This is a genomic window from Microbacterium sp. NPDC055312 (genome assembly GCF_053645675.1).
The window spans coordinates 157,578-183,036 of record NZ_JBSHMU010000002.1; the positions used below are offsets into that span (position 1 = coordinate 157,578).

A 25,459-nucleotide genomic window follows, 5' to 3' on the forward strand; every position below is an offset into this window, starting at 1 on the left:
GTCGTCGCGGTCACCGCGGCGGCAGGGCATCCCGTCCCGCCGTCGCCGGCGTCCACTGGGTCATGCCCAGCGGCACGTCGAGGCTGCGCTCGGGCAGGTCCGGGGGAAGCACGAACGGCCGACGGATCACCTCGTCGAGCACGACGACGCTGACCACCGTGCGCACCTCGGGAAGCTGAGCGATCACCCCGGTCGAGAACTCGTGCACGCCGCTGACGTCAGTCGCGCGGATCAGCAGCATGGCGTCGTGCTCTCCCGTCGTCACAGCGCAGTACTCGATGTCGGGCATGTCAGCGATCTGCGCTCGGAATGCCGCCCACGCCTGCGGATACACCGTGACGAAGATCAACGCCCCGATCGAGAGTCCCGCCTTGGCGGGGTCGACCCGCGCGCTGAAGCCGGTGATGACGCCGTCGCTCACGAGCGACTCCACCCGGGTGTACGCGTTGGCTCGCGAGATGCCGACTTTCTCGGCCAGCGCGGCGATCGAGATGCGCCCGTTCTCGCGAAGAAGATCGAGGATCCGATACGAGACCGGATCGAGGGCAGCGGCATTTCGTCCAGAATCCCGGTTGTCTTCAGCGTCAGTGCTGGACATTCTGCATCCCAATCTCCATTGTTCGGACAGGCTTTGTCTACATGACGCAATGTCATTGGACAAATCGTCGCACACCATGGGAATCTGATCACGGTCGTCCACCGTTGGATGCCCAGGACTCCCGATCCACCCTGCCAATGGAGGTACCCATGCTGTCGACGCTGCGCACGCCGGCGATCGCCCTCGGAGCGGTCGCGCTCCTCGCCCTGACCGGATGTTCGGGAGGAAACTCTGCGAACAGCAACGGCGGGGCGAAGTCCGGTGGTTCCCTGGTCATCGACACCGCGTTCTCGGTCGAGACCGCCGACCCCGGGCACACCTACGACCCGACCGGCAACATGCTCGCCAAGGCGATGTACGAGACGCTCGTCGACTTCAAGGGCTCGGATGTCTCGACCCCGATCCCCGGCCTCGCGTCGTGGGAGGCCAACGACTCCGCCACCGAGTTCACGTTCACGCTCGAAGACGGCCGCGTCTTCTCGGACGGCACCCCGATCGAGGCGAAGGACGTCGTCTTCTCGCTGCAGCGCATCCAGGGCATGGCCGACGCCAAGCCGAACTTCCTCCTCTCCGGCGTCACCATCACGGAGGTCGACGAGAAGACGATCCTCTTCAGCACCGAGACGCCCCTGCTGCAGCTGCCCGCCATCCTCGCCAACCCCGCTCTCGGCATCGTCAACGCCGACGTGGTGATGAAGAACGGCGGCAGCACCGACGGCTCCGACTCCGCGCAGAAGTACTTCGACGGTGCCTCCGCAGGTTCCGGCCCCTTCGTTCTCGACACCCTCGACCTCAGCTCGCAGATCGTGCTGAAGAAGAACGACGAGTACAACGGCGACGAGAAGCCGGCCTACGACCGCGTCGTCATCCGCAACGTCTCCGAGAGCGCCACCCAGCTCGCCAACCTCAAGGGCGGCGACTCGATGGTCGCCATGGACCTGAACGGCGACCAGGTCAGCGGTCTCGGTGACGGCCTCAACGTCGACTCGGTGCCGTCCGGGCAGACCATCTTCCTGCTGCTGAACCAGTCGACCGGCGTCGCCGGCGACCTGGCCAACGTGAAGCTCGCCGAAGGCATCCGGTACGCACTCGACTACCCGGCTCTGCTCGAGCTCGCCGGCGCCGGTGCCGAGCAGGCCACCGGCGTGATCCCGCCCGGATTCGAGGGCGCCCTCGACAAGGGCGTCACCCAGGACCTCGGCAAGGCGAAGGCGGCCTTCGACGCGGCCGGCTACACCGGTCAGACACTGAAGCTGCAGTTCCCGAACGACTACCCCGTCGGCGGTGTGGAGTTCACGCCGCTCGCCGAGCGCATCCAGGCGCAGCTGAAGGACGCCGGCGTCACGGTCGAGCTCGCCCCCGCACCGTTCGCCACCGAGCTCGACGCGTACGTGAACGGCACCGAGGGCTTCGGCCTCTGGTTCTGGGGCCCGGACTACGCCGACTCCGCGAACTTCCTGCCCTTCGGTCCCGGTCTGAAGGTCGGTCTGCGTGCGGGCTGGGAGCAGTCGGCCAACCCCGAGATCGCCGCCATCGCCGCGGATGCCGCCAGCGCGACCGACCCCGACGAGCGCACCGCCGCGTTCACGAAATTCGCCGAGACGATGCAGGCGAGCGGCCCGTTCGTTCCTCTGATCGTGCCCGGACGCAACATCGCGACCTCCGACAAGGTCGACGGCGCTGTCTACAACTCCGTGTGGGAGATGGACATCGCCGAGATCACTCCCGCCGGCTGAACGGATCGACCGTGATGACGACAGTGGCTGTGCAGACACAGGCGCAGCGCAAGAAGTCGCCCCTGGCGGGGTACCTGCTGCGCCGGGCCGGCACCTCGGTGCTGCTGCTGATCGGCGTCACGGTCGTGACGTTCCTGCTCACCAACCTGGTGCCCGGAGACCCCGTCTCCGCGGCACTGGGTGAGGGGGCCTCTCAGAACCCCGCGACGCGCGAAGCCTTCATCAAGGCGCAGGGGCTCGACCAGCCCCTGTTCGTGCAGTACTTCATCTACATGGGCAAGCTGCTGCGCGGCGACCTCGGAACCTCGCTCGTCACCGGACAGCCCGTGACCGCGGATCTCGCCACGGCCGTGCCCGCCACGATCGAGATCGCGCTCTGCGCGATCGTGCTGAGCCTCGCGGTCAGCCTCGTGCTCGGCACGCTCGCCGCGTACCGGCGGGGCATGGTCACAGACCAGATCGTGCGAGTGGTCACCCTGATCGGGCTCAGCGTGCCGACCTTCTGGCTCGCGCTCGTGAGCTTCTACGTGTTCTTCCTCAACCTGCGCATCGCGCCCGGGTCCGGTCGCATCTCGCCGTCGATCATCCCGCCGCCCCGGGTGACCGGGCTGTACACGATCGACTACCTGCTGAACGGCGACGGTGTGGGCTGGGCCGACGCCATGGCGCATCTGGCGCTGCCGGTGATGGTGCTGTCGCTGGTGACGATCGGTCTGCTGACCCGGTTCATCCGCACGTCCGTGCTCGAGGTGCTCGACAGCGACTACGTGCGGGCGGCTCGTGCGAAGGGCCTGCCGGCCATGCGCGTGGTGCTCGACTACGTGCTGCGCGGAGCTGCTCTGCCGGTGCTGACCGTCGTCGGTGTCGCCTTCGGCGCACTGCTCTCGGGCACCGTGCTCGTCGAGTCGGTGTTCGCCTGGCCGGGCCTGGGCACGTACGCCTACAACTCGGCGGCCAATCTCGACCTGCCCGGGATCATGGGCGTCGGCCTCATCGTCGGCGTCATCTACCTGGTCATCAACTTCGTCGTCGACCTGCTGTACGGCGTCCTCGACCCGAGAGTGAGGATCGCATGAGCTCTCGCGAACCCCGCATGCCGGGGCGGCTCAAGCTGCGCTGGCCCCGTGCTTGGCGCACCCCGCTCGGCGTCATCGGCACCGTCATCGCCGCGGCGTGGATCCTCGTCGCCTTCACCGCGCAGTGGTGGGTGCCGTTCGAACCGAACGCCCAGGTGCTGCCCCGCCTGCAGGCCCCCGGCATCGACACGCTGCTGGGCACCGACGGCAACGGGCGCGACATCTTCTCGCGCCTGATGACGGGCGCGACCGTCACCATCCCGCTCGCGCTCACCCTCGTCGTCGCCGCCCTCGTCATCGGCGCCGTGATCGGCGCGCTCGCGGGATACTTCGGCGGCTGGATCGACGAGACCCTCATGCGCATCACCGACCTGTTCATGGCGTTCCCGACCGTGATCCTCGCGATGGTCGTCGCCGCGTCGCTCGGCCCGTCGCTGTTCAACGCGGTGATCGCCGCGGTGGTCGTGTCGTGGCCGCAGTACTCGCGCGTCACCCGCAGCATCGTGCTGTCGCTGCGCAATCAGAACTACGTGATCGCCGGTCGCCTGCTGGGCCACTCGCCGGCACGCACGCTCGTGGTCGACATCCTCCCCAACGTCGCCGGCCCGCTGCTGGTGCTCGCGACGCTCGACATCGGTTCGGCGATCCTGCTGCTGTCGGGCCTGTCGTTCCTCGGTCTGGGCGCGCAGCCGCCCACGGCCGAATGGGGTTCGATGATCTCGGCCGCGATGCAGAACTTCGACGCGTGGTGGCTCGGAGTCTTCCCCGGTCTCGCCATCCTCACCGTCGTGCTCGCGTTCAACTTCCTCGGCGACGCGCTGCGCGACATCCTCGATCCGACCGCCGAGGTGACGCACGAGAAGCAGACCGAACTGGTCGCATCGAGCGGAGGCGGCGCATGAGCATCCTCGACATCCGCGACCTCACGGTCGACATCGGCCGCCCTCTCGTGAAGGGCCTGTCGGTGCAGCTCGACGCCGGGCGCATCCACGGGCTCGCCGGGGAATCCGGATCGGGCAAGACGCTGACCGCCATGGCGGTGCTGGGTCTGCTTCCGCGTCACGCACGCACAGGCGGCTCGATCCGGCTGGGCGACACCGAGCTGCTCGGACTCGGCAGGCGGGCTCTGAACCGCATCCGCGGCAAGCGCATCGCGATGGTCTTCCAGGACCCGTCGTCGTCACTGCACCCGCAGATCCCGATCGGGCGTCAGCTGACCGACCACATGCGCGTGCACCTCGGACTGCGCGGGGCGCCCGCCCGCCAGCGCGCCGTCGAGATGCTCGAGCGCGTGCAGGTGCCGAACCCGGACGAGGCGCTGCGCCGCTACCCGCACCAGTTCTCGGGCGGGCAGAGGCAGCGCATCGCGATCGCCTGCGCTCTCGCGTGCGATCCCGATGTGCTGCTCGCCGACGAGCCGACGACCGCGCTCGACGTGACCGTGCAGGCCGGCATCCTGACATTGCTGCGCGACCTGGCCGGCGAGCGGCAGATCGCCGTTCTGCTCGTCACACACGACCTCGGGGTGATGAGCGCGATCGCCGACGTCGTCACCGTGATGAAGGACGGCAGAGTCGTCGAGCACGCCGATCGGGAGACGCTGTTCCGTCACCCGCAGCACGAGTACACCCGGCAGCTGCTCGCCGCCCTGCCGGGTTCACGCATCGAAGGAGGCGACGATCATGGCGCATGAGACCGTCCTCGACGCTCAGGGCATCGTCGTCCGCTACCCCGGCAACCCGCCCGTCGTCGCGGTCGACGACGTGTCGCTCCAGGTGCACGCCGGTGAGACCGTCGCCCTGGTCGGAGAATCCGGCAGCGGCAAGTCGAGCCTCGCCCGCGCGGCCGTCGGCATCGAGAAGCTCGCGGGCGGCACGGCCCGCTTTCTCGACGGCGAGGTGACGCCGCTGCGCGTGCGCCGGCGCCCGAAGCACCTCACCGGAATCCAGATGGTGTTCCAGGATCCGTCGACCTCGCTCAACCCCCGTCGCCGGATCGGCGACCAGATCGCCGACGGCATCGCCACCGCGCGAGCGCGCGGTGCGGAGGGCTCGACGGTCGAGGAGTGGCTCGAGAAGGTCGGCCTGCCCGCGGCATCCGTCTCGAAGTTCCCGCACCAGTTCTCGGGCGGTCAGAAGCAGCGCATCGCGATCGCGCGAGCCCTCGCCGCCCGCCCGCAGCTGCTCGTCGCCGACGAGCCGATCTCGGCTCTCGACGCGTCGACCCAGACGAGCGTGGCCGCGCTCATGCGCGATCTCGTCAAAGAGGCGGGCGCAGGGATGCTGTTCATCTCGCACGACCTCGCCGTCGTGCAGCGCATCGCCGACCGGACGTTCGTGATGTTCGGCGGGCGCGTGCTCGAATCCGGGCCGACCGCGCAGCTCTGGGCCGACCCGCAGCACCCGTACACGCAGGCCCTCCTCGCCGCGATTCCCGAGCCCGACGGCGCGGGCCGCATCCCCGCGGCGCCGTCGGCCGCCGAGCGCGCGGTCTGGGCCGACGTGCCCGCCATCCAGCGCTGACGACGTCACCCGCTGTTCACCGGGCGGACCGACGCCCGTAAGAGCGGCCAGGCACGATGACGCCGTGCCCGCACCGTCGATGACCGTGATCGTCCCCGCGAAGGACGCCGGCAGGTTCATCGGCACGGCTCTCGAGACCCTCGTCCGCCAGTTCCCCGACGATCACGCGCTGAAGCTCGTCGCGATCGACGACGGCTCGAGCGATGACACCGGGGTGATCATGCGCCGGTACGCCGAGCGGTTCGCGCATGCCGAGGTGATTCGCAACGGCACCCCCAGAGGGCTCGCCACAGCCCGCAATCAGGGCCTGGCGTACGTCGAGGGCGACTCCTTCTGCTTCCTCGACGGTGATGACTGGATGCAGCCCGGCCGGTTGCCTGCCCTGCAGCGCGCACTGCGCGCCCTCGGCTGCGACTTCGTGCGCACCGATCACGTCACGGTTCAGGGAGCGGAGCGGCGGCTCGTGCGCGCCCCGTTCACCCATCGCGGGATCGTCGTCGATCCGCGCGAGGCGATCCTGCCCGTCGAGGACCGCACGATGGTCGACTATCCGTTCGCGTGGGCGGGTCTGCTGCACCGCCGGATGCTCGACAGCGGCGTCGCCGCGTTCAGCAATGGTCTGTTCACCGCCGAGGACCGCCCCTGGATCTGGCGGCTGCACCTGCACGCGCGGTCGTTCGCCGTCGTCGACGCCCCGCACCTGCTGTACCGCCGGGGTCTCTCCGACTCGCTCTCCAAGACGCTCGATCGGCGCCAGTTGCACTTCTCCAGGGCTCTGAGCGAGGTGCTCGATCTCGTCGAGGCGGATCGGGATGCCGATCAGCTGCTGCCCAAGGCGGTGTTCAGCGTGCTCGCGCTCAGTTCGCATCACCTCGTGCGCGCTCGCCGCATGCGGCCTGCCGTGCGGAGAGAGCTGCGTGCCGGCATCCGGGATCTCCTCGCTCGCCTGCCTGGCGACCAGGCGCGGACGGCGATCGACCGCATCGGCGGCTCCCGTAGGCGGGTGCTCGCGCGGGTGCTCAGGGACGCGGATCACGCATGAGCGGGACGATTCAGCTGTTCGCCCTGCACAGCGCCTACGGGCTGATGACGGCAGTCGCCGCCATCGACGCAGGGCTGCTGGGAGATGACGATGTCGAGCGCATCCTCGTGCCGATGAACACCGCCGCGGTGCCCGAGACCGCACCCGATCTCGAGAGCGTGCCCCGGCTGGCCCCGCTGCGCGCACGGTTCGACCGCATCGAGCCGCTGAACCCGCTGCTCGATCCGCTGCACCCGACCACCTGGCGCCCCGATGAGCAGGATCTGCCGATACTTGAGCGGCTGCTGAGGCGTACGTGGGCCCTCGACGACGCCCGGCTCGAGCTGTTCGTGCAGTCGCCGCAGGTCGCACCGGCGCGCACGCTGATGGCGCTGTTCTCGCAGGCGCAGCTGAATGTCATCGGCGACGGGCTCATGACGTACTCGCCGATCCGCAGCGCCATGCCACGGCAGGTCACCGAGCGCGTCGCCCGCGTCGTGCACCCCGATGTCGTGCCGGGCGTCGTACCGCTCGTCTTCGCCGAGACCGGCGCGATCCCGGTGCCGGTCGACCCTGCGGATCACGGGCGGGTGCTGTGCGAGGTGGGGCAGGCGCAGCCGGATGCCGCTCTGGACGCCCTCGTGTCGCCCGACGTCCCGACGGCGCTGGTCCTCGGGCAGTACCTGTCGGCTCTCGGGCTGATGAGCCAAGACGACGAGACGTCATTGCAGACGCGGATGATCGACCGGGCGGTGGATGCCGGCGCGCAGCGCGTCGTGTTCAAACCGCACCCCTCCGCGCCGCCTGCGCTCTCGGATGCGCTCGGGCAGCGGGCATCCGCTCGAGGGGTCGCCTTCGCCACCTACGCCGGCGACCAGCCGGCGGAGTACGTCGCGCACCGCCTGGGGGCAGCGGCGGTCATCGCCGGGTTCTCGACCGCTCTGCCGACAGCGCGAACGGTGTTCGGGATCCCCGGACACGCCGTGGGATCCGACACGGTGCTCGCACGACTCACACCGTACGAGAACAGCAACCGAGTGCCCGCCGCCATCGTCGACGCCCTCGAGCGCGGCGTCGCGACGGATGAGCTGCAGGGCATCGTCGACGCCGTCGGATACGCCATGCAGCCCCACATCGTCGGGCATCTTCGGCCGCGCGCGATCGCGGCGCTGGCGCCCATGACCGGCCGCGACCGTGAGCGATACGTGCCATCCGACCGACTGCGCGCCCTCGACCTGCCCGGTGCGCCCGCGCGGGGTCGGTGGCAGCGGCCGGGTGGCCAGGCCGGGGGAGTCGGGCGCTGGGAGGAGCTGCAGCTCACCGCAGCGGGCGCGAAGCGCCGCGCCCGCAGAGTCTGGAAGGCGGCAACCGGCCGATGACCGAGAACGAGCTCACTGTCGCGATCATCCCCGCGCGCGGCGGGTCGAAGGGCGTGCCGGGCAAGAACCTGCGGCGGGTCGGCGGGATATCGCTGGTCGAACGCGCGGTTCGCGCTGCTGTCGAGGCTCGAGGCGTCGACCTGGTGGTCGTCAGCACCGACGATGCCGAGATCGCACGCGTCGCCGCCGCGGCGGGTGCGCGGGTCATCACGCGCCCAGCCGATCTGTCGAGCGACACCGCGACGTCCGAGAGCGCGGTGCTGCACGCCCTCGACGCGCTCGCCGCCGACGGCGTCTTGGTCGGCACCGTGGTCTTCGTGCAGGCGACGTCCCCCTTCATCCCGAGCGAGGGCATCGCCGAGGCCGCCGCGCACATCGCGACCGACCGCTACGACAGCGTTTTCTCCGCTCACGAGACCTATGGCTTCCTCTGGCGACGGGATGCCGATCAGCTGGCCACCGCGGTCAACCACGACGCCTCGAACAGGCCGCGCCGGCAGGACCGCGAGCCGCACCACCTCGAGACCGGGGCGTTCTACGCCTTCACCGCCGATGGCTTCCGCGCGGCGGGTCACCGGTTCTTCGGCCGCATCGGCATCGTCGACGTGCCCGAGACCTCCGCCATCGAGATCGACGACGAGCACCAGCTCGCCGTCGCAGACGCTCTCGCGGCGCTCGACCCCGCACCGGATGCCCCGATCCCGGCATCCGTGCTCGTCACCGACTTCGACGGGGTGCACACCGACGACACGGCCACGGTCGACACCGAGGGCCGCGAGTCGGTGCGGGTGAGCCGGGAAGACGGTATGGGCGTCTCGCGGCTGCGCCGCGCGGGTATCCCGATGCTCATCCTCTCCACCGAACTGAACCCCGTCGTCGCTCGTCGGGCTGAGAAGCTGCAGGTGCCGGTGCTGCACGGCATCGAAGACAAGACCGCCGCTCTGGAGTCGTGGGCCGCCGAGAACGGCATCGCGCTCGCCGACATCGCCTACGTCGGCAACGACGTGAACGACCTCGCCGCCCTCGACATCGTCGGCTGGCCGATCGCCGTGGCGAACGCCCACCCCGCCGTGAGGGCGGCCGCGCGCGTCGTCCTGACTCGTCGCGGTGGCGAGGGAGCGGTGCGCGAGGTTGCCGAGCGCATGCTCGCCGCGCGCTGATTCCCGCCGCCCCGGTTCGCCGTACGAGCGTCGGCAGCCGGTCACCGGCTCGACGCCGCAGGTTCACCCGAGCCGCGTAGACCGGGAGGACACGACCGGAAACGGAGGGTCCTCATGACCGTCACCATCGCAGACCGCGTGATCGGCGGGGGCCGTCCCACGTACGTCATCGCCGAGATCGGCCTGAATCACAACGGCGATGTCGAGATCGCCAAGCAGCTCATCGACGTGGCCCGCGCCGCCGGCGCCGACGCCGTGAAGTTCCAGAAGCGCACTCCGGAGATCGCCACTCCCGAGCACATGCGCGACGTGTCCCGCGAGACGCCCTGGGGCACCATGAGCTACCTCGACTACCGCCGCAGGGTCGAGTTCGACCGCGAGCAGTACATCGAGATCGGCGACTACGCGACGATGGCAGGCCTGCACTGGTTCGCCTCGCCGTGGGATGTGCCGAGCGTCGAGTTCCTCGAGGACCTGAACGTGGTCGCCCACAAGGTGGCATCCGCCAGCCTCACCGACACCGAGCTGCTGCAGGCGCTGCGCGCGACCGGCAAGCCCGTCATCCTCTCCACCGGCATGTCGACGATCGAGCAGATCGACCGGGCGCTCGACACGCTGGGCACCGACCGCACCATCCTCATGCACGCCACCTCGACGTATCCGATGGAGTCGGGTGAGGCGAACCTGAAGATGATCGCCACGCTGCGCGACCGCTACGCGGGCGTGCCGGTCGGCTACTCCGGCCATGAGCGCGGCCTGCAGATCTCGCTCGCCGCCGTCGCGCTCGGCGCAGTGGGGGTCGAGCGCCACGTCACACTCGACCGCGCCATGTGGGGCTCGGATCACGCCGCGTCCCTCGAACCGGCGGGTCTCGAGCGCCTGGTTCGCGACATCCGCGTCATCGAGGAAGCACTCGGTGACGGAGTCAAGCGCGTCTATCCGGGCGAGCTCGCTCCCATGGCCAAGCTGCGTCGCGTCGGGGCATGACTTTCCCCGGCAGCCGGCCGCCCCGCCTGCGGGTGGTCGCCATCGGCGACGCCGACTCGTTCGTGAAGTGGGCCGCCCACCTCATCGACCAGGTAGACGACATCAGTCAGCACCTGCTGCTGGTGCACACGCCGCTGGTCGTGAGCGATGCGCAGCGGGATGCCGCGGTCGCCGGCACCCGCTTCGCTGACCACCCCGCGTCGATCACGCGGATCGCCTTCGACGACGTCGCCGACTGGCTCGCCAGAGACACTCCCGACGTCGTCGTGCTCGCGGGTCGCGCCCCGTTCGTGCGTCTGCTCGGACGCGAGATCGACCGGCTCACCCGCCGTCCTGTCGTGGTCAGCGGTCTGCCGGGTATGTCGATCCCAGCGCTGCGCGGCGCACTCGAGTATCGCCGGCACTGCGACCTCGTCGTGGTGCACTCGCACCGCGAGGTCACCGCGTACACGCGCCTCGGCCGTGCCCTCGGCGCCACGGTGCCCGTGGGGCTCGCGACGCTTCCGTTCGCGAAGCCGGCTCGGGTGGCGAGCACAGGCACCGACCTCGTGTTCGCCGCGCAGGCGCTCGTGCCGGGTGATCGTGCCGAGCGGCGCCGCATCGCCGAGGTCCTGCGCCTCGCGGCGGTGGCCGACCCGTCGCGCCGCGTCGTCGTCAAGCTGCGCTCGCGGCCAGGTGAAGTCGAAGCGCATCAGGAGCGCGACGGCTACACCGACCTGCTCGAGAACGCCCCCGAGAACCTCGTCTTCTCGTTCGCGCCGATGGCCGAGGCACTGGCCACTGCCGAAGGCCTGGTCACGGTGAGTTCGACGGCGGCCGTGGAGGCGCTGGCCGCGGGCGTCCCGGTGATCGCACTCGACGACTTCGGCATCCGGCCCGACCTGCTCAACCGCGTCTTCGACCGCAGCGGGCTGCTCGGCGGCGGAGACGACGTGGTGGCGCGGCGCTTCCGGCATCCGGACCCGCAGTGGGCGGCGGCCAACTACTTCCACGATTCGCGCGATTCGCGATGGTGGGAGCAGGTGCGCGCGCTGGTCGCGCAGCGACGCCGCGGCGCCCTGCCCGCGTGCACGGTGCCATTGCCGCGCGGCGGTGCCCTGCACGCAGCGTGGCACCGCCGGATGGTGCTCGGCGACGCCGACCGCACACCGTCGGGACGCATCGCGGCCGTGCTGGTGACGCCGGCGATCGCAGCGCTGGCCGCGCTGAAGCGCCGCCGTAGCCGAGCGGCTGTTCCGGATGCCCTGGCAGCGGACTTCACGCTCGCGCCGAGCCCGCTCGCAGAGCCGGTGCGACGACGGTCGGCGGCATCCGAGTCGATCCGGTAGACTGCTGTGGTTGTCTGCCCGTCGGCATCCATTCGGGAAGCCGCGTCAGACGACGTGCTACACACCCTCCTGCTTCCGGGAAAGTCCCGGGAGCCGTTCTAGTCCGAAGGAGGTGGGTAAGTGACGCACCAGTACGAGCTCATGGTCATTCTGACCCCCGAGCTGGACGAGCGCCAGGTTGCCCCCAACCTCGACAAGTTCCTGAAGGTCATCACCAACGATGGTGGCTCGATTGACAAGGTCGACATCTGGGGCAAGCGTCGTTTCGCCTACGAGATCAACAAGAAGAACGAGGGCATCTACGCCGTCGTCAACTTCACCGCCACCAGCGAGGCCACGCAGGAGCTCGACCGTCAGCTCGGTCTGAGCGAGCTCGTGTTCCGCACCAAGGTCCTGCGTGCCGAAGAGGCACAGGCCATGGTCGCCGCCGAGGCCAAGCGCGCAGCCGACAGGGCCGCTCGCAAGCCCAAGGTCGCAAAGGCCTAAGGCTCATGGCCGGCGAAACCGTCATCACCGTGGTGGGCAACCTCACCGCAGATCCCGAGCTGCGCTACACGCAGAACGGCCTGCCGGTGGCGAACTTCACCATCGCCTCGACCCCGCGCACGTTCGACCGTCAGGCCAACGAGTGGAAGGACGGCGAAGCGCTGTTCCTCCGCGCGTCGGTGTGGCGCGAGTTCGCCGAGCACGTGGCGGGCTCGCTGACGAAGGGCATGCGCGTCATCGCGCAGGGTCGTCTGCGTCAGCGCTCCTACCAGGACCGCGAAGGCAACCAGCGCACCTCGATCGAGCTGGAGGTTGACGAGATCGGTCCGTCGCTGCGATACGCGACGGCACAGGTCACGCGGGCCGCATCCAACGGCGGCGGTGGACAGTCGCGTCCGCAGCAGCAGCAGCAGCAGGTCTCGGACGAGCCGTGGTCGACCCCCGGCTCCTCGAGCGCTGACGCCTGGAGCACTCCGGGCAGCTTCGGCGACGACACCCCGTTCTAATCGCTGGGTCCCTGAGCCTGTCGAAGGGCCGGGGCATCCGCAACTTCTTCTTAAGGAAAACTCATGGCTGGAAAGTCGAGCGGCGATCGCCGCAAGCCGCGGAAGGGTGGCAAGCCCACCGCTCCCGCGAAGTCCATCCGCGTTGGCGTCATCGACTACAAGGATGTCGCAACGCTTCGCAAGTTCATCTCGGAGCGCGGCAAGATCCGCGCCCGTCGTATCACCGGTGTCTCGGTGCAGGAGCAGCGTCTGATCGCCAAGGCGATCAAGAACGCTCGCGAGATGGCCCTGCTGCCCTACGCCGGCGCTGGCCGCTGAGGGGTGCTGACATGGCAAAGCTGATTCTCACGAACGAGGTCGCCGGGCTGGGTAGCGCCGGTGACGTCATCGAGGTCAAGAACGGGTACGCCCGCAACTACCTCGTCCCCAAGGGCTACGCCGTGGCGTGGACCCGTGGTGGCCAGAAGCAGGTCGAGTCGATCCAGGCAGCCCGCAAGGCCCGCCAGATCCACGACCTCGACGAGGCGACCGCACTCAAGAACAAGCTCGAGGGCACCAAGGTGCGTCTGGCCGTCAAGGCCGGCGCCGAGGGTCGCCTGTTCGGCTCGGTGAAGACCGCCGACGTGGCCGACGCTGTCGCCGCCGAGGGCCTCGGCTCGATCGACAAGCGCAAGGTTCACTTCGCCGCTCCGATCAAGTCGACGGGCGAGCACGAGGCGACGGTTCGTCTGCACGACGACGTCACCGCCGTGATCACCCTTCAGGTCATCGCCGCGAAGTAATCCCGCTGCACCAGCAGGCCCCCGACATCTCCGGATGCCGGGGGCCTTCTGCGTGCGCGGGATTGTGCCTTCTTGGCTCGGTGCGGGGTCAAGAATGTACGTTCTGCAGCGTGTTTGTGTGCGTTTCTGACCTCGGCAGGTCGGGTGGGGCGGATGCCGGGGGGCACGCCTCTGCGGCGGATGCGACCTCACGGGTCGCATCCGCCGCAAGGGCGGGCGTCAGGCCGTTGCGCGTGCGCGGCGGACCAGCGCTCCACCCACGAGCAGCATCAGGCCGGCGAACAGGGCGAGGGCCGGGGCCCACTCACCGCCACCGGTCGCGGCCAGTGCCGGGGTGCCGGTCGCTGCTGCCGACATCACCGGAACCCGAGGCGAGGTCACCAGAGCCGCCGTGACGATTCCGGGGTCCGTCACCTGGTCGGTTCCGGGCTCGGTGCCCGGGTCGGTTCCGGGCTCGGTGCCGGGGTCCGTGCCAGGGTCCGTGCCCGGGTCCGTGCCCGGGTCCGTTCCCGGGTCGGTTCCGGGGTCGGTGCCCGGGTCCGTTCCCGGGTCGGTGCCCGGGGTCTCGACCGTGCTGTCGCCGATCAGCGAGATGCTGTTGCCGCCGATGGTGATCGGTGCGGTGATCGGCAGCAGCACCTGGGTGCCACCGAGGATGCCGCCGTTCCCACCCGTCGAGGCGTCGGTCGTGGGGGCTTCAGCGGGTGCTGACGCTCCGTCCGAGCCGGTCACGGCAGAGTCGCCCAGCACGGCGATGCCGTTGCCAGTAACAGTGACGGGAGCGGTGATCGGTGCGAGCACCTGCGTGCCCCCGAGGATGCCGTCGCTTCCGCCGGTGGTGGCATCGATCGATGGTGCTTCAGCGGGTGCCGAAGCACCATCCGAGCCGGTCACGGCAGACTCACCCAGCACCGCGATAGCGTTGCCGCCGATCGTGATCGGTGCGGTGATGGGTGCGAGCACCTGGGTGCCACCGAGGATCCCGTCGTCTCCGCCGGTGGTGGCGTCGGTCATGGGGGCTTCAGCGGGTGCTGACGCTCCGTCCGAGCTGGCCACGGCAGACTCACCCAGCACGGCGATGCCGTTACCGGCAACAGTGACCGGTGCGGTGATCGGTGCGAGCACCTGCGTGCCCCCGAGGATGCCATCGTCTCCGCTGGTGGTGGCGGCGGTCGCGGGTGCTTCAGCAGGTGCCGAAGCTTCCCCCGCGCCACCGGCGACGGCAGAGTCACCCAGCACCGAGATGCTGTTGCCGGTCACGGTGATCGGTGCGGTGACAGACACGAGACCCTGCGTACCCGACAGGATGCCGTCCGACCCCGAGGTGGCGGCCGCAGCCGGCTCAGGCGCCTGCGCCGACTCAGGTGCCGGCGCAGCGGCATCCGATTCAGCGGCGGACGATCCGAGAACGCTCACGGCGTTCCCCGAGACGGTCACCGGAACGACCACATCGACGAGCGCCTGCGTGCCCGAAGCCACACCTCCCTCGCCGGTCGTGACGGCTGAAGACGGGGAAGGCGCCGCGGGTGCGGCATCCGTGCTCGATCCGGTGGCCGCAGTGCCGAGCGCCGAGACGGCGTTGCCGACGATGTCGATGGGTGCGGTGACCGGCGCGAGGATCTGCGTCCCCGAGAGAAGACCTTCGTCTCCGTTCGTTTCGGCCGCGCTGGCGGCCGTGGCGCCGAGCAGCGAGACGCCGCCGGCGATGAGCACGCCCCACATGGCGTGCTTGACGATAGTGCGCATGAGTATTGCTCCTGATCTGTGCGAGATGAAGACCACACGGTCGCGTGGTCCGGGCATGCCGATGCAGAATCGGCCGCCCTCTCGTCAGTCAGGAGAGACGTCGGTGCCGCCCGCCGGAGAAGCGGGCAGGGCGGCATCCGAGGGGATGCCCGTGCGCCACGACGCATCGATGTCGACGCGCGCGGAGGCAGGACGGTCAGAGGTCGCGCTGGACGCCGATCCGCCGCTGCCGGCGGCAGACGCCGGACTCACACCCGGAGCGCTCGCCGGCCCACCGGGCAGATCGCCGGACGGCGCGGACTGCTGAGCGCCGGCATCAGGCGGCGCCACGCCGCTGCCGCGCGGGACGACACGCGGGGCGGATGCCGCGGGCTGCGCCGTAGGCGTCAGCGTCGCCACGGCCTCGAGCCTGAACTCGGCAGCCGGCACGGCCGCGCTGTCCACGTCAGGGGCAATCGCAGAGTCGCCGAGCGGAAGCTCCGGCTCGGGGAGGCCGGCATCGTCGGAGCCCGGGATGCCCGGCTGCAGAGCGTCGACGACGGGAGTGACCGTGCTGTCGATGACCGGAGGCACGACGTCGAGAACCCCGTCGACGCCGGTCGCCAGCTCGTCGACGAGGTCGGTCGCGCCGAGCCCGTCGACCGCCGCGCCCAGCACGGGAACGCTGCTCACGGCATCCGTCACCGGTGTCACGATCGCGCTCACCGGAGCCGATGCCACCACGTCGTCGACGGCCTGCGTCACGTTCGACACCGTCTCGCCGGTCTTCGCCACCACCTGCGCGGTGGGCGCTCCGACCACGGGCACAGACGCCACGGTGGTCGTCGTCTTCGCCACGACCTTCTCCACAGTCGACACGACGGGTGCGGCGACATGCTCGACGGTCGAGGTGGCCGCCTTCGCGACCGGAGTCACGACATCGCCCAGCGTGTCGCCGACGAGTGAGGTGAGTCCCGACAGAGGCGCCGGGGTCTCGTCATCCGCTCGGGCCTCACCACCGGCGAACACGGCGCTGAGCAGGCCCCACGCGAGCACGAAGAGCGCGCCCCAGAGGTACACCGCTGATCTGCGGCCCTCTGTCGTCTCCACCTTCATGCTCACCCCCCTGGGCAATCTGCGAAGTCTCTCCGATCGTGCCCGAGACGTTACCCGAGGCCACAGAGATCGTCCACCCCCGTCGCCCCGAGGATGGGGCGGCGCAGCGCGGCGCGCCCGGGCGAGATCGCACTTGACTTTCCCCAGGTTCTGCACATCGGACGTCCCGGTGCACCAACCTTCAATCTCACGTTGAGGCGGAAATCCGTCCACAGGGTGGGGAACCGGAGAAAGCCCGATCAGACCGAAGAAAAATTGTTGAACGGAAAACTCTCCACCGAGTTGTCCACACCTGTTCTGCACAGACACTCCAGAGTTCTTCGCAGACTCTCCACAGAGTTATCCACAGGCCCGCTTGCATGGGGATAACCCGCCTTCTAGCTTGAGGGAGACCGGATGTCGGTGGCGCGTGTTCTGCTTGTGCTCGAGGCCGACTGCCCGCCGGTCTCAAGTGCCGGTGACGAGCGTCCAGTCGTGCCGGCCGGGAGGAGCACGGTGTCGATCGCAGATATCTCGAATGAGCGTCTCGGTAGTTCTCGCGCGCCCGAGCGCACCCCGCCCCACGACCTTCTCGCCGAGCAGAGCGCCCTGGGCGGCATGCTGCTGTCGAAGGATGCCGTCGCCGATGTGATCGAGATGCTCAAGGGCGCCGACTTCTACGTGCCCAAGCACGAGCTGATCTTCGAGGCGATCCTCTCGCTGTACTCGCACGGCGAGCCCACCGACGTGGTCGCCGTGACCGACGAGCTGATCAAGACCGGTGAGCTGGGGCGCGCCGGCGGTGCCGACTACCTGCACACGCTCACCTCGATCGTCCCGACCGCGGCCAACGCAGGATATTACGCGGGCATCGTGGCCGAGCGCGCGATCCTCCGTCGCCTCGTCGACGCGGGCACCCGCATCGTGCAGCTCGGCTACGCCGGCGAGGGCGACGCCGCCGACATCGTCAACAACGCCCAGGCCGAGATCTACTCGGTGACCGGCTCCGAGACGGCCGAAGACTACGTGCCGCTCACGATCGCCGTCGACGCGGCTGTCGAAGAGATCGAGGCGGCCAACGGTCGCGACGGCACGATGACCGGTATCCCGACCGGATTCCGCGAGCTCGACGAACTGACCAACGGCCTGCACGGTGGTCAGATGATCGTCGTCGCGGCGAGGCCGGCCATGGGCAAGGCGCTGGCGCTCGACACCCCACTGCCCACCCCGACCGGGTGGACCACGATGGGCGCGGTGCGGGTCGGCGACGAGCTCTACGATGCGCATGGTCGCCCCACTCGGGTGGTCGCGGCGACGGATGTCATGCTCGAGCGTCCTTGCTACGAGGTCGAGTTCTCGGACGGATCGGTCATCATCGCTGACGCACAGCACCAGTGGGTGACCGAGACGCGCGCGACGCGTCGTTCACCGGCGGGCGGATCGGTGACGGTCACCACCGAGCAGATCCGCGACACCCTCACCGTCGGAGCCGACGCCCGCGCCAACCACTCGGTGCAGAACGCGGCCGCGCTGCGCGCACCGGATGCAGCGTTGCCGATCCCTCCGTATGCGCTGGGTGCCTGGCTCGGCGACGGGCACAGCGACGGTGCGCGCATGACGAGCGAGACCGAGGAGATCCCTGGACTCATCGCAGCGACCGGCATCCGCGCCGAAGCACGCGGCAACATGCTCTACGCGCTGAAGCTCCCCACCCAGACCATCGTGCGCGACTGCGAGGTGTGCGACACGTCATTCACTGCCCGTCATCCGCACGTGCGCACGTGCGGCCGCACCTGCGGACCGAAGAACAAGGGAGCTCACCCCGAGCGGCTGCGCTGCCCCGACTGCGGTTCGCCGTTCTCGGGGGAAGCGCAGCGGTGCGCGGACTGCTATCGCGATCACGGCTCGTTCACCGCCCTGCTGCGCGGTCTCGGTGTGCTCGGTGACAAGCACATTCCCACGCAGTATCTGCGCGCCTCGGTCAGCCAGCGTCGCGAACTGCTCGCGGGTCTGATGGACACCGACGGCACGGTCGTGCGCGGTGTCGGGTCATGCCAGTTCGCGGTGACGAACAAGCGGCTCGCCGACAGCGTGTATGAGCTGATCGTGAGCCTCGGATACAAGTGCGGGCGCACGTCCAAGCGGGTGGCCGGACGGTCCGAATCGTCGTCGACGTGCCACATCCTCAATTTCTCGACCGTCGACGACGTGTTCCGCCTCGAGCGCAAGCGTCGCCTGCACGAGCAGGAGCGGCCGGTCAGCGTCGCCCGGATCGGCCGTCGCTATGTGAAGGCCGTGCGCCCGATCGCCAGCGTTCCGGTGCGGTGCGTTCAGGTCGACAACGCCGCGCATCTCTACCTCGCCGGCGACTCGATGATCCCGACCCACAACTCCACGCTCGCCCTCGACTTCGCCCGGGCTGCAGCCATCGGCCACAACGAGCCGTCGATCTTCTTCTCGCTCGAGATGGGCAAGAGCGAGATCGCGATGCGCCTGCTCAGTGCCGAGGGAGCGATCCCGCTGCAGAACATGCGTAAGGGAACGCTCGACCCGCGCGACTGGACCACCGTCGCTGCCACCCGTGGTCGTATCAACGACGCGCCGCTGTACATCGACGACAGCCCGAACATGACCCTCGTCGAGATCCGCGCGAAGTGCCGTCGCCTCAAGCAGCGCGAAGGCCTGCGGCTGGTGGTCATCGACTACCTGCAGCTGATGACGAGCGGCAAGCGCGTCGAGTCGCGTCAGCAGGAGGTCTCGGAGTTCTCGCGTGCCCTCAAGCTGCTCGCGAAGGAACTTCAGGTGCCGGTGATCGCGCTGTCGCAGCTGAACCGTGGCGCCGAGCAGCGCTCCGACAAGAAGCCCGCGATCAGCGACCTGCGCGAGTCCGGCTCGATCGAGCAGGACGCCGACATGGTGATCCTGCTGCACCGCGAGGCCGCGTACGACAAGGACATCCGTCCGGGCGAGGCCGACCTGATCGTCGCCAAGCACCGCAACGGTCCCACGGCGACGATCACCGTCGCCTTCCAGGGCCACTACTCGCGGTTCAAGGACATGGCACCGGGTGACTTCGGCGGCGGCGGGGGCGGCGACTTCAACTGACCCGGCGCTGCGGCCCGAGGCTCAGAGCACGATCGCGTCCGACCCCGCCAGCAGCGGCAGCGGCGTCGTCCAGCTCCTGCAGCGGCCGTCGCGGACCACGTCAGTCGTTCCGCATCACCTGCGCGACGAGGGTGTCGGCAAGCCACGCCTCGAACCGATCAGGGCTCCACCCCGAGGCGCCGACGAGCTCGCCGTAGACGCCCGTCGCGCCGAGAGCGCGGAAGATCGCCTGTGCATCGTCGAGTGGGATGCGGAGGTCGTCGCGAACCGATGCGATCAGCTCGTCCATGACACGGTTGCGCCCGCGCAGCTTGCCGCGCAGCAGCGCACGCGTGTCGGCGTCTTCATCGACGGCCGAATCGAGGATCAGCGCGACGTCGAAGTCGGTCGCGTACAGGGTGGCCATCCAGTGCGCCGCGCCACGCAGCCGCGACTCGGCATCCGGCAGGGAGAGCACCTCGCGGGCGAGCGGTCGTGCGCCCGCGCGCTCGAGCCAGCGCTCGCAGATCAGATTGAGGATCTCGCGCTTCGCGCCGAACGCCGCGTACACCGTGCGCGTCGCGACGCCCGCGCGCGCGGCGATCGACTCCATGCTCGTGACGCTGTAGCCCTCGCCGGCGAACAGCTCTCGCGCGGACTCGGCGATCCGCACCTTCGTCGCCTCGGCCTGCTGCTGCCGATAGGTCATGGTCTCGCTCTTGACACCGTCCGCCATTCCGACATACTATCCCTGCATTCAATGCAGTACGCCTGCAATGAATACAGGCAATCTGTAAAGGAGTCCATCATGACTGACACCACGACCGCGCGCGAGATGCTCGCCGTGGTCGAACGCATGCTCGTGGAGGGGTTCGCCGGCGGGCGCCTCGACGTCGCCGAAGAACTCTGCTCGCCCGATATGATCGAGCACCAGTTCGGGCTGGCCGGCCGCGGACCCGAGGCGATCGCGAAGGTCCGAGCCGGCATGAAGACCGTGCACGACGCCTTCCCCGACCTGCACTTCACGATCGGGGACTGGGCGGTCGCCGACGACATCATCTGGGTGCGCGCCGAAGCGACCGGCACGAACACCGGTCCGTTCATCGGGCCGCCGACGGGCCGACCGGTGCAGTTCACCGTCTACGACTCGGCACGCGTCGTCGACGGCCGCATCGTGGAGCACTGGGGCGTGCCCGACCGCTTCGAGATCATGGTCCGCCTCGGCCGGATCCCTGAACCGCAGGCCGCCTGACACCGATCTCGACGGATCGCACGCTCGTCGATCCGGCCCGCCGGTGACACGGGTCGCTCGGGGTGGTTTACTGGCGCGATGGCAGCCACGGCGATGTTCCCGCTGGAGACGGTGCTGTTCCCGCACACGCCTCTCGCGCTGCGCGTCTTCGAGGAGCGCTACCTGAAGATGCTCGGCGCGGCTCTCGAATCCCGCGAGCCGTCGTTCGGGGTCGTGCTCATCGAACGCGGGTCCGAGGCCGGGGGAGGGGACACCCGATTCCGCACCGGCACGATGGCGCGGATCGTCGAGGTCGCCGCGACCGAACGCGACATCGAGCTGCTCGTCGTGGGCGGGGAGCGCATCGAAGTGAGCGCCTGGTGGACCGACGAGGCCTACCCGACCGCCGAGGTGCATCCGATCCCCGAGCTGACCTGGGATCCTGCGCTCGCCCCCCTGCGCGATGAGGCCGAGAAGCATGTGCGCCGCGTGCTCACCCGCGCCGCGCTGACCTCGGGGAGCCGGTGGGACCCGAACATCGAGATCTCCGACGACCCGCTGGAGTCGTCCTGGCAGCTCGCCGCGATCGCGCCGCTCGGGCCGATCGACCAGCTCGAACTGCTGCAGGCCACCTCGCTCGCCGGGCTGCTCGCCCGCATCATCGACCTCACGCTCGAGGCTGAGCAGATCCTCACGGCGACCTTCGACGGCGGTCACGACAACGACGGGCCAGGTCTCACCGCCTGACGGTGCTCACCGCCTGACAGGTCTCACCGCCTGACCCGGGTCATCACCACCCCATCGAGCCCGGTGCGCCCTTGAACGGGCCGCGGATGCGTGAGGTGATCCAGCCGCCGTAGAAGCGACCCGGCTGCGGCGTGACCTGCTCGTCGCCCACGGCGCACGCATCCATGTCTCCGGCGTAGACCGCGACCCGCCTAGTCAGCGCCTCGAATCCGCGCGCGGGGCGCGGGTAGGTCCATGCGGCTCCGGGCACGACATGGTCGCCGCCGTGCACGTCGAAGTACGCCGCCTCGCCCTTGAACTCGCAGAACGACGATCCGGATGCCGCGACGAGCGCCCCCTCGATGAACGCGTCGCTCGGCAGGTAGTACACCGGCGGATGGCTGGTCTCGAGCACCCGGACGGCATCGACCGTGTCGGCGATCAGCACGCCTCCGAGCCGGATCGTGATCCGCTCGGGCACCGGTTCGACGCGCGGCGGGCGTGGGTAATCCCACACCGACTCCTCGCCCGCGTGGATGGGGTCGGGTACCGGCCGTCTCATACCGCGAGAGTACCCTCCGCCCGCTGAACCGGCGTCGTCACACCCGCGCCGCGATGACCCGCGCGGTCGCCGTCGGATCGGGGCGGTGCATGACCGACTCGGGCACGATCACCAGCTCGGCGCCGTCGACCTGCTCCGCGAGCCGGTCGGACGACGCGATGAGGAACGGGAAGGTCTGCGCACCGCGCAGCACCGTCACCGGCACATCGACGTCGAGCAGAGCGGCATCCGGATGCCGATAGCGCAGCGTCAGCCGTGCGTCGTACACGGTCGACTGCGCGAGCGGGGCGAGGGCGGCCAGCTGACCGCTCGCACGGCCCGCCTCCACCATCTCGGCGGGCAGTCCGACGGCGTCGCGCTGGAATGCCGCGACGGCGTCTTCGCCGCGCCCGGTGTCGATCAGCTCCTGCAGCCGACGCGGCAGCTCCTCGCCCCAGCCCTGCGCGTCGAAGTCGATCGGCGGCTCCGACAGGAACAGCGCACCGGTCGGCACCCCGCGCGATGCGGCGAACAGTGCGAGGATCGCGCCCGATGAGTGGCCGAGCACGGCATCCGCCCCGCCGACCGCCCCGATGACGGCGGCCAGATCGTCGGCCTCGTCAGCCGGCGCCGACTCCGCGCGGTCGCCGCTCGCTCCGCGCGCCCGGCGATCCCAGGTGACCGCGCGGAAGCCCGCTTCGGCCAGCGCTTCGGCCAGCGGCCCGGCATCCGCGGCGGTCGACAATGCGCCGTTCACGACGACGACCGCGGGCCCCGCTCCGGTCGTCGTGTAGGAGATCTCGGTTCCGTCTTGAGAGGTCGCGATGCTCATCACGCCACGCAACCACCTCGGCGGTTCCGACGCGACGGGTTCTCGACGACCGCCTCAGGCCACGTCGACGGCAGTGCTGTGCGACGCCTGCGGCTCACGCGGCTTGCGTCGGGCCCACTTCGCCGGCAGGTGCTCGCCGTCCCACACCTGGATGATGCCCCACACCGCGGCGGTCGTCGGCACGGCGAGCACCGCGCCGATCAGGCCGCTGAGGGCGGTGCCGACCGCCAGAGCCACCAGGATGACGAACGCGTGCAGCTTCATCGTGCGTCCCATCAGGAACGGCTGCAGCAGGTTGCCCTCCAGCTGGTTGACCAGCACGACGACGCCGACGACGAGCAGGGCGCTCACCCAGCCGTTGGCGACGAGGGCCACCAGCGCCGCCAGTACGCCGGCCAGCGTGGCACCGACGATGGGGATGAACGCCAGCAGGAACACGAGCACGGCGAGGGGGATCGCCAGCGGCACCTGCAGGATGAGAAGACCGATGAGGATGCCGACGGCATCCACCAGCGCGACCGTCGCCGTCCCGCGCACGTACGACCCGAGCACACCCACGGTCTTGTGGCCGATCCGGCGCACCCGGTTCTCGTTCTCACCGTGGAACGGCCGCAGCAGGAACTCCCACATCTGCGGGCCGTCCTTGAGGAAGAAGAAGAGGATGGTGACCAGCAGCACGAACCCGGTGACGAAGCTCGCCACCGCGCTGACGCCGGCGAGGGCACCCGAGCCGAACTGTGCACTGGTGACGAAGTCGGTGAGGGTCTTCGTCCACTCCTCGATCTGGTCGGGGGTGAACAGCTGGAACGGCAGCGTGTCGACCCAGTCGAGCACGTGATCGATTCCCTGCAGGGCCTGCGAGTACAGGTCGTCCCACTGATCGCGAACCGCCCACACGATCAGCCAGCTCAGCCCGCTGAGCACGACGACGATCGTCAGCAGGGTGATGACCGTGGCCAGCAGATCCGGCACGCGGTGTCGACGCAGCCAGTTCATCGCCGGCGCGAACGCGCATGCCAGGATCAGCGCGATGGCGAGCGGGATGGTCACCAGGGTGAGGTACTGGATGACGTAGACGATGCCCGCCGCGACGGCCACGACCAGCAGGATCTGGATCGAGCGGATGCCGAGGCGGCCGAACGCGTCGGCCCACAGGCTCCACGGTGGCCGGGTCGCACGCGGCTCCACCGTCGGATGGTCGAGCTGGATGCGGCGGGGACGATCGCTGCTGCGGAACAGGGGCATGACGCGAGCCTAAACGCCGCGCGTCACGCGCGGCGAGCGGTTGACCGCGCGCCGGAAACGCCGCAGAATGCCCGGCCTACGCGCGCGGTCACCGCCGGCGGGCATCCCGATCGGCGAGCAGGATGCGCGCGGCGCGATCCCCTGAGACCAGCGCTCCTTCGATCGACGGACTCGTGCGGTGATCTCCCGCGAGGTAGAGGTGGTCGGCGGCGCGCACCGGCGACGGACGCAGCGGGGCAGGCCGGGCGGGCAGCGCGGAGCGGATGTCGTCGCGGCGCAGCAGCGGCCAGCTTCGGGCATCCGCTCGCCAGATCTCGCCCAGCTGGGTGCGCACCTCCGCCTCGGGCGCGCCCGCGTCGGCGAGCAGGCAGGTGGCCTGCACCAGGTGACGGCCGGCCGGCGCGTACGTCGGCGCGGTGCGGGAGATGATCGCCGTGTTCACGATCGGTCCTCGCCGTCGTCCGTCGACGGCCAGCATGCCGGATGCCGAGGGTGCGACCTCGGGCGCGAACCACCACGTCTGCAGCCCGCGCATCGGCGCAGCGCCGACGCCGGTCAGTGAGGTGAGGTGCGGCGCATCGACGGCCACGATGACCGCGGCCGCGCTCGCCGCGTCGGCGCCGACGATGTCGACGTCGACGCGCCCCCGGTCGCGGCGCACGCCGGCGACGCGATGCTCCAGACGGATCTCGGCACCCGCAGAACGAGCCCGCGCCGCCAGCTGGGTGGGCAGCGCCTGGATCCCGTCCGCCGGCAGCCCGGGAGTGCCCCGCAGGAACAGGCTCACCAGCCACCGCACGAACGTGTCGGACGTGTCGAAGCGGTCGTCGGCGAGCACCCCGGCCAGGAACGGCTCAACGACCTCGGCACGCAGCGCACCGTGGAATCCCGCCGCGTCCCACCCGTCTCGCACCGCGCGATCGGCCCCGCCCGCGGCCCGCCGCAGCAGCCGTCGCGGCGCGAGCACGGCCGGCGCCGCCCAGCGTGCGAGTGCGAACAGGGCGCCGGGGTCGACCAGCCCGCTGCGCAGACTCGCCGGGATCAACAGCGGATCGCGGCGGGGGTCGGCCAGCGTCGCCAGCCCGATCGGATCGCCAGGGATGTCGTCCGCGCGGCGCACGTGCACCCCGACCGGGAACGGCTGCAGCTGCAGGCCCGGCACATCCGCCCACCGCCGCACGGAGCGGTACGCGGGGTTGAGCACCTGGAATCCGCGGTCCAGCCGGAACCCGTCGACGACGTCGGTGCGCTGGCGCCCGCCGACATCGTCCGAGGCTTCGAGCACCACGACGTCGAGACCCGCTTCGGCGAGCACGGTCGCGGCGCGCAGTCCTGCCAGCCCCGCGCCGACGACGATCACGTCGTGATCCACTGCGCTGCTCATGCGTCCCCGATCTCG

25 protein-coding genes are annotated in these 25,459 nt (G+C 69.8%); 17 read left to right on the plus strand and 8 right to left on the minus strand.

The window, feature by feature from the left end; genetic code table 11:
- Nucleotides 1-10 precede the first annotated feature (10 nt).
- Nucleotides 11-598: an Lrp/AsnC family transcriptional regulator gene (locus ACWIDW_RS05110; RefSeq protein ID WP_454123503.1), complete on the minus strand. Its 588-nt coding sequence runs from the start codon at nt 596-598 to the stop codon at nt 11-13.
- 149 nt (nt 599-747) lie between these two features.
- On the opposite strand from ACWIDW_RS05110, the gene ACWIDW_RS05115 reads away from it, so the two are divergent.
- From ACWIDW_RS05115 to rplI, 14 genes are all read left to right on the plus strand, one after another.
- Nucleotides 748-2,334, plus strand: a complete 1,587-nt coding sequence (locus ACWIDW_RS05115) for an ABC transporter substrate-binding protein (protein WP_454123505.1) — start codon at nt 748-750, stop codon at nt 2,332-2,334.
- A gap of 14 nt (nt 2,335-2,348) precedes the next feature.
- The gene (locus ACWIDW_RS05120; protein ID WP_454123506.1) at nt 2,349-3,410 is read left to right on the plus strand and encodes an ABC transporter permease; all 1,062 of its coding nucleotides are present in this window, start codon (nt 2,349-2,351) and stop codon (nt 3,408-3,410) included.
- Nucleotides 3,407-4,312: an ABC transporter permease gene (locus ACWIDW_RS05125; RefSeq protein ID WP_454123508.1), complete on the plus strand. Its 906-nt coding sequence runs from the start codon at nt 3,407-3,409 to the stop codon at nt 4,310-4,312. The genes ACWIDW_RS05120 and ACWIDW_RS05125 overlap by 4 nt, the downstream gene beginning before the upstream one ends.
- Nucleotides 4,309-5,103 (plus strand): ATP-binding cassette domain-containing protein, encoded by a 795-nt coding sequence (locus ACWIDW_RS05130; RefSeq protein ID WP_454123510.1) that lies wholly within the window; start codon nt 4,309-4,311, stop codon nt 5,101-5,103. The genes ACWIDW_RS05125 and ACWIDW_RS05130 overlap by 4 nt, the downstream gene beginning before the upstream one ends.
- Nucleotides 5,093-5,932: an ABC transporter ATP-binding protein gene (locus ACWIDW_RS05135; RefSeq protein WP_454123512.1), complete on the plus strand. Its 840-nt coding sequence runs from the start codon at nt 5,093-5,095 to the stop codon at nt 5,930-5,932. Before ACWIDW_RS05130 ends, ACWIDW_RS05135 begins: the two co-directional genes overlap by 11 nt.
- Nucleotides 5,933-5,996: 64 nt before the next feature.
- The gene (locus tag ACWIDW_RS05140; RefSeq protein WP_454123514.1) at nt 5,997-6,974 is read left to right on the plus strand and encodes a glycosyltransferase family 2 protein; all 978 of its coding nucleotides are present in this window, start codon (nt 5,997-5,999) and stop codon (nt 6,972-6,974) included.
- A complete protein-coding gene (locus ACWIDW_RS05145) occupies nt 6,971-8,332 on the plus strand; it encodes a polysialyltransferase family glycosyltransferase (protein WP_454123515.1) in 1,362 nt (453 codons plus the stop codon). The genes ACWIDW_RS05140 and ACWIDW_RS05145 overlap by 4 nt, the downstream gene beginning before the upstream one ends.
- Entirely contained in the window at nt 8,329-9,492 is a 1,164-nt protein-coding gene (locus ACWIDW_RS05150) for a cytidylyltransferase domain-containing protein (RefSeq protein ID WP_454123517.1), read from the plus strand. The genes ACWIDW_RS05145 and ACWIDW_RS05150 overlap by 4 nt, the downstream gene beginning before the upstream one ends.
- Before the next feature lie 114 nt (nt 9,493-9,606).
- Nucleotides 9,607-10,479: an N-acetylneuraminate synthase family protein gene (locus ACWIDW_RS05155; protein WP_363384165.1), complete on the plus strand. Its 873-nt coding sequence runs from the start codon at nt 9,607-9,609 to the stop codon at nt 10,477-10,479.
- On the plus strand, nt 10,476-11,807 hold the full coding sequence (locus tag ACWIDW_RS05160) for a DUF6716 putative glycosyltransferase (protein WP_454123519.1): 1,332 nt from the start codon (nt 10,476-10,478) through the stop codon (nt 11,805-11,807). The genes ACWIDW_RS05155 and ACWIDW_RS05160 overlap by 4 nt, the downstream gene beginning before the upstream one ends.
- Nucleotides 11,808-11,927: 120 nt before the next feature.
- Complete coding sequence (rpsF, locus tag ACWIDW_RS05165; protein WP_454123521.1) at nt 11,928-12,293, plus strand: 30S ribosomal protein S6; 366 nt, start codon at nt 11,928-11,930, stop codon at nt 12,291-12,293.
- A gap of 5 nt (nt 12,294-12,298) precedes the next feature.
- Entirely contained in the window at nt 12,299-12,799 is a 501-nt protein-coding gene (locus tag ACWIDW_RS05170; RefSeq protein WP_452321828.1) for a single-stranded DNA-binding protein, read from the plus strand.
- A gap of 63 nt (nt 12,800-12,862) precedes the next feature.
- Complete coding sequence (gene rpsR, locus ACWIDW_RS05175) at nt 12,863-13,117, plus strand: 30S ribosomal protein S18 (protein ID WP_071641238.1); 255 nt, start codon at nt 12,863-12,865, stop codon at nt 13,115-13,117.
- 11 nt (nt 13,118-13,128) lie between these two features.
- Nucleotides 13,129-13,581 carry a 50S ribosomal protein L9 gene (rplI, locus tag ACWIDW_RS05180; RefSeq protein ID WP_454123524.1) on the plus strand — a complete coding sequence of 151 codons (453 nt, stop codon included), beginning with the start codon at nt 13,129-13,131 and terminating at the stop codon, nt 13,579-13,581.
- A 219-nt stretch (nt 13,582-13,800) separates the two neighbouring features.
- Here rplI and ACWIDW_RS05185 read toward each other — a convergent pair whose 3' ends face one another.
- Nucleotides 13,801-15,327 carry a chaplin family protein gene (locus ACWIDW_RS05185; RefSeq protein ID WP_454123526.1) on the minus strand — a complete coding sequence of 509 codons (1,527 nt, stop codon included), beginning with the start codon at nt 15,325-15,327 and terminating at the stop codon, nt 13,801-13,803.
- A gap of 84 nt (nt 15,328-15,411) precedes the next feature.
- Nucleotides 15,412-16,422, minus strand: coding sequence for a hypothetical protein (locus ACWIDW_RS05190; RefSeq protein ID WP_454123528.1), 1,011 nt, complete (start codon nt 16,420-16,422; stop codon nt 15,412-15,414).
- A gap of 396 nt (nt 16,423-16,818) precedes the next feature.
- On the opposite strand from ACWIDW_RS05190, the gene dnaB reads away from it, so the two are divergent.
- Entirely contained in the window at nt 16,819-19,506 is a 2,688-nt protein-coding gene (dnaB, locus tag ACWIDW_RS05195) for a replicative DNA helicase (protein WP_454123530.1), read from the plus strand.
- Nucleotides 19,507-19,606: 100 nt separating this feature from the next.
- Here dnaB and ACWIDW_RS05200 read toward each other — a convergent pair whose 3' ends face one another.
- Nucleotides 19,607-20,221 (minus strand): TetR/AcrR family transcriptional regulator, encoded by a 615-nt coding sequence (locus ACWIDW_RS05200; RefSeq protein WP_454123531.1) that lies wholly within the window; start codon nt 20,219-20,221, stop codon nt 19,607-19,609.
- 72 nt (nt 20,222-20,293) lie between these two features.
- Between ACWIDW_RS05200 and ACWIDW_RS05205 the strand changes: the two genes are divergently transcribed.
- Both ACWIDW_RS05205 and ACWIDW_RS05210 read left to right on the plus strand, forming a co-directional pair.
- Nucleotides 20,294-20,737 carry an ester cyclase gene (locus ACWIDW_RS05205; RefSeq protein WP_454123532.1) on the plus strand — a complete coding sequence of 148 codons (444 nt, stop codon included), beginning with the start codon at nt 20,294-20,296 and terminating at the stop codon, nt 20,735-20,737.
- 78 nt (nt 20,738-20,815) lie between these two features.
- Nucleotides 20,816-21,463, plus strand: a complete 648-nt coding sequence (locus tag ACWIDW_RS05210; protein ID WP_454123533.1) for an LON peptidase substrate-binding domain-containing protein — start codon at nt 20,816-20,818, stop codon at nt 21,461-21,463.
- 43 nt (nt 21,464-21,506) lie between these two features.
- On the opposite strand, the gene ACWIDW_RS05215 is transcribed toward ACWIDW_RS05210, so the two are convergent.
- From ACWIDW_RS05215 to ACWIDW_RS05230, 4 genes are all read right to left on the minus strand, one after another.
- Nucleotides 21,507-22,004, minus strand: coding sequence for a DUF427 domain-containing protein (locus tag ACWIDW_RS05215; RefSeq protein WP_454123534.1), 498 nt, complete (start codon nt 22,002-22,004; stop codon nt 21,507-21,509).
- A 37-nt stretch (nt 22,005-22,041) separates the two neighbouring features.
- Nucleotides 22,042-22,815 carry an alpha/beta fold hydrolase gene (locus ACWIDW_RS05220; RefSeq protein WP_454123535.1) on the minus strand — a complete coding sequence of 258 codons (774 nt, stop codon included), beginning with the start codon at nt 22,813-22,815 and terminating at the stop codon, nt 22,042-22,044.
- Between the two features lie 54 nt (nt 22,816-22,869).
- A complete protein-coding gene (locus ACWIDW_RS05225; protein WP_454123536.1) occupies nt 22,870-24,060 on the minus strand; it encodes an AI-2E family transporter in 1,191 nt (396 codons plus the stop codon).
- Between the two features lie 88 nt (nt 24,061-24,148).
- A complete protein-coding gene (locus ACWIDW_RS05230; RefSeq protein WP_454123538.1) occupies nt 24,149-25,444 on the minus strand; it encodes an FAD-dependent oxidoreductase in 1,296 nt (431 codons plus the stop codon).
- Nucleotides 25,445-25,459 lie beyond the last annotated feature (15 nt).

Excerpts from the sequence above, each read along its gene's own strand:
- ACWIDW_RS05110 (WP_454123503.1), bottom strand. The coding sequence starts at position 598 with ATGTCCAGCACTGACGCTGAAGACAACCGGGATTCTGGACGAAATGCC.
- ACWIDW_RS05115 (WP_454123505.1), top strand. The coding sequence starts at position 748 with ATGCTGTCGACGCTGCGCACGCCGGCGATCGCCCTCGGAGCGGTCGCG.
- ACWIDW_RS05120 (WP_454123506.1), top strand. The coding sequence starts at position 2,349 with ATGACGACAGTGGCTGTGCAGACACAGGCGCAGCGCAAGAAGTCGCCC.
- ACWIDW_RS05125 (WP_454123508.1), top strand. The coding sequence starts at position 3,407 with ATGAGCTCTCGCGAACCCCGCATGCCGGGGCGGCTCAAGCTGCGCTGG.
- ACWIDW_RS05130 (WP_454123510.1), top strand. The coding sequence starts at position 4,309 with ATGAGCATCCTCGACATCCGCGACCTCACGGTCGACATCGGCCGCCCT.
- ACWIDW_RS05135 (WP_454123512.1), top strand. The coding sequence starts at position 5,093 with ATGGCGCATGAGACCGTCCTCGACGCTCAGGGCATCGTCGTCCGCTAC.
- ACWIDW_RS05145 (WP_454123515.1), top strand. The coding sequence starts at position 6,971 with ATGAGCGGGACGATTCAGCTGTTCGCCCTGCACAGCGCCTACGGGCTG.
- ACWIDW_RS05150 (WP_454123517.1), top strand. The coding sequence starts at position 8,329 with ATGACCGAGAACGAGCTCACTGTCGCGATCATCCCCGCGCGCGGCGGG.
- ACWIDW_RS05155 (WP_363384165.1), top strand. The coding sequence starts at position 9,607 with ATGACCGTCACCATCGCAGACCGCGTGATCGGCGGGGGCCGTCCCACG.
- ACWIDW_RS05160 (WP_454123519.1), top strand. The coding sequence starts at position 10,476 with ATGACTTTCCCCGGCAGCCGGCCGCCCCGCCTGCGGGTGGTCGCCATC.
- ACWIDW_RS05170 (WP_452321828.1), top strand. The coding sequence starts at position 12,299 with ATGGCCGGCGAAACCGTCATCACCGTGGTGGGCAACCTCACCGCAGAT.
- rpsR (WP_071641238.1), top strand. The coding sequence starts at position 12,863 with ATGGCTGGAAAGTCGAGCGGCGATCGCCGCAAGCCGCGGAAGGGTGGC.
- rplI (WP_454123524.1), top strand. The coding sequence starts at position 13,129 with ATGGCAAAGCTGATTCTCACGAACGAGGTCGCCGGGCTGGGTAGCGCC.
- ACWIDW_RS05185 (WP_454123526.1), bottom strand. The coding sequence starts at position 15,327 with ATGCGCACTATCGTCAAGCACGCCATGTGGGGCGTGCTCATCGCCGGC.
- ACWIDW_RS05190 (WP_454123528.1), bottom strand. The coding sequence starts at position 16,422 with ATGAAGGTGGAGACGACAGAGGGCCGCAGATCAGCGGTGTACCTCTGG.
- dnaB (WP_454123530.1), top strand. The coding sequence starts at position 16,819 with ATGTCGGTGGCGCGTGTTCTGCTTGTGCTCGAGGCCGACTGCCCGCCG.
- ACWIDW_RS05200 (WP_454123531.1), bottom strand. The coding sequence starts at position 20,221 with ATGGCGGACGGTGTCAAGAGCGAGACCATGACCTATCGGCAGCAGCAG.
- ACWIDW_RS05205 (WP_454123532.1), top strand. The coding sequence starts at position 20,294 with ATGACTGACACCACGACCGCGCGCGAGATGCTCGCCGTGGTCGAACGC.
- ACWIDW_RS05210 (WP_454123533.1), top strand. The coding sequence starts at position 20,816 with ATGGCAGCCACGGCGATGTTCCCGCTGGAGACGGTGCTGTTCCCGCAC.
- ACWIDW_RS05215 (WP_454123534.1), bottom strand. The coding sequence starts at position 22,004 with ATGAGACGGCCGGTACCCGACCCCATCCACGCGGGCGAGGAGTCGGTG.
- ACWIDW_RS05220 (WP_454123535.1), bottom strand. The coding sequence starts at position 22,815 with ATGAGCATCGCGACCTCTCAAGACGGAACCGAGATCTCCTACACGACG.
- ACWIDW_RS05225 (WP_454123536.1), bottom strand. The coding sequence starts at position 24,060 with ATGCCCCTGTTCCGCAGCAGCGATCGTCCCCGCCGCATCCAGCTCGAC.
- ACWIDW_RS05230 (WP_454123538.1), bottom strand. The coding sequence starts at position 25,444 with ATGAGCAGCGCAGTGGATCACGACGTGATCGTCGTCGGCGCGGGGCTG.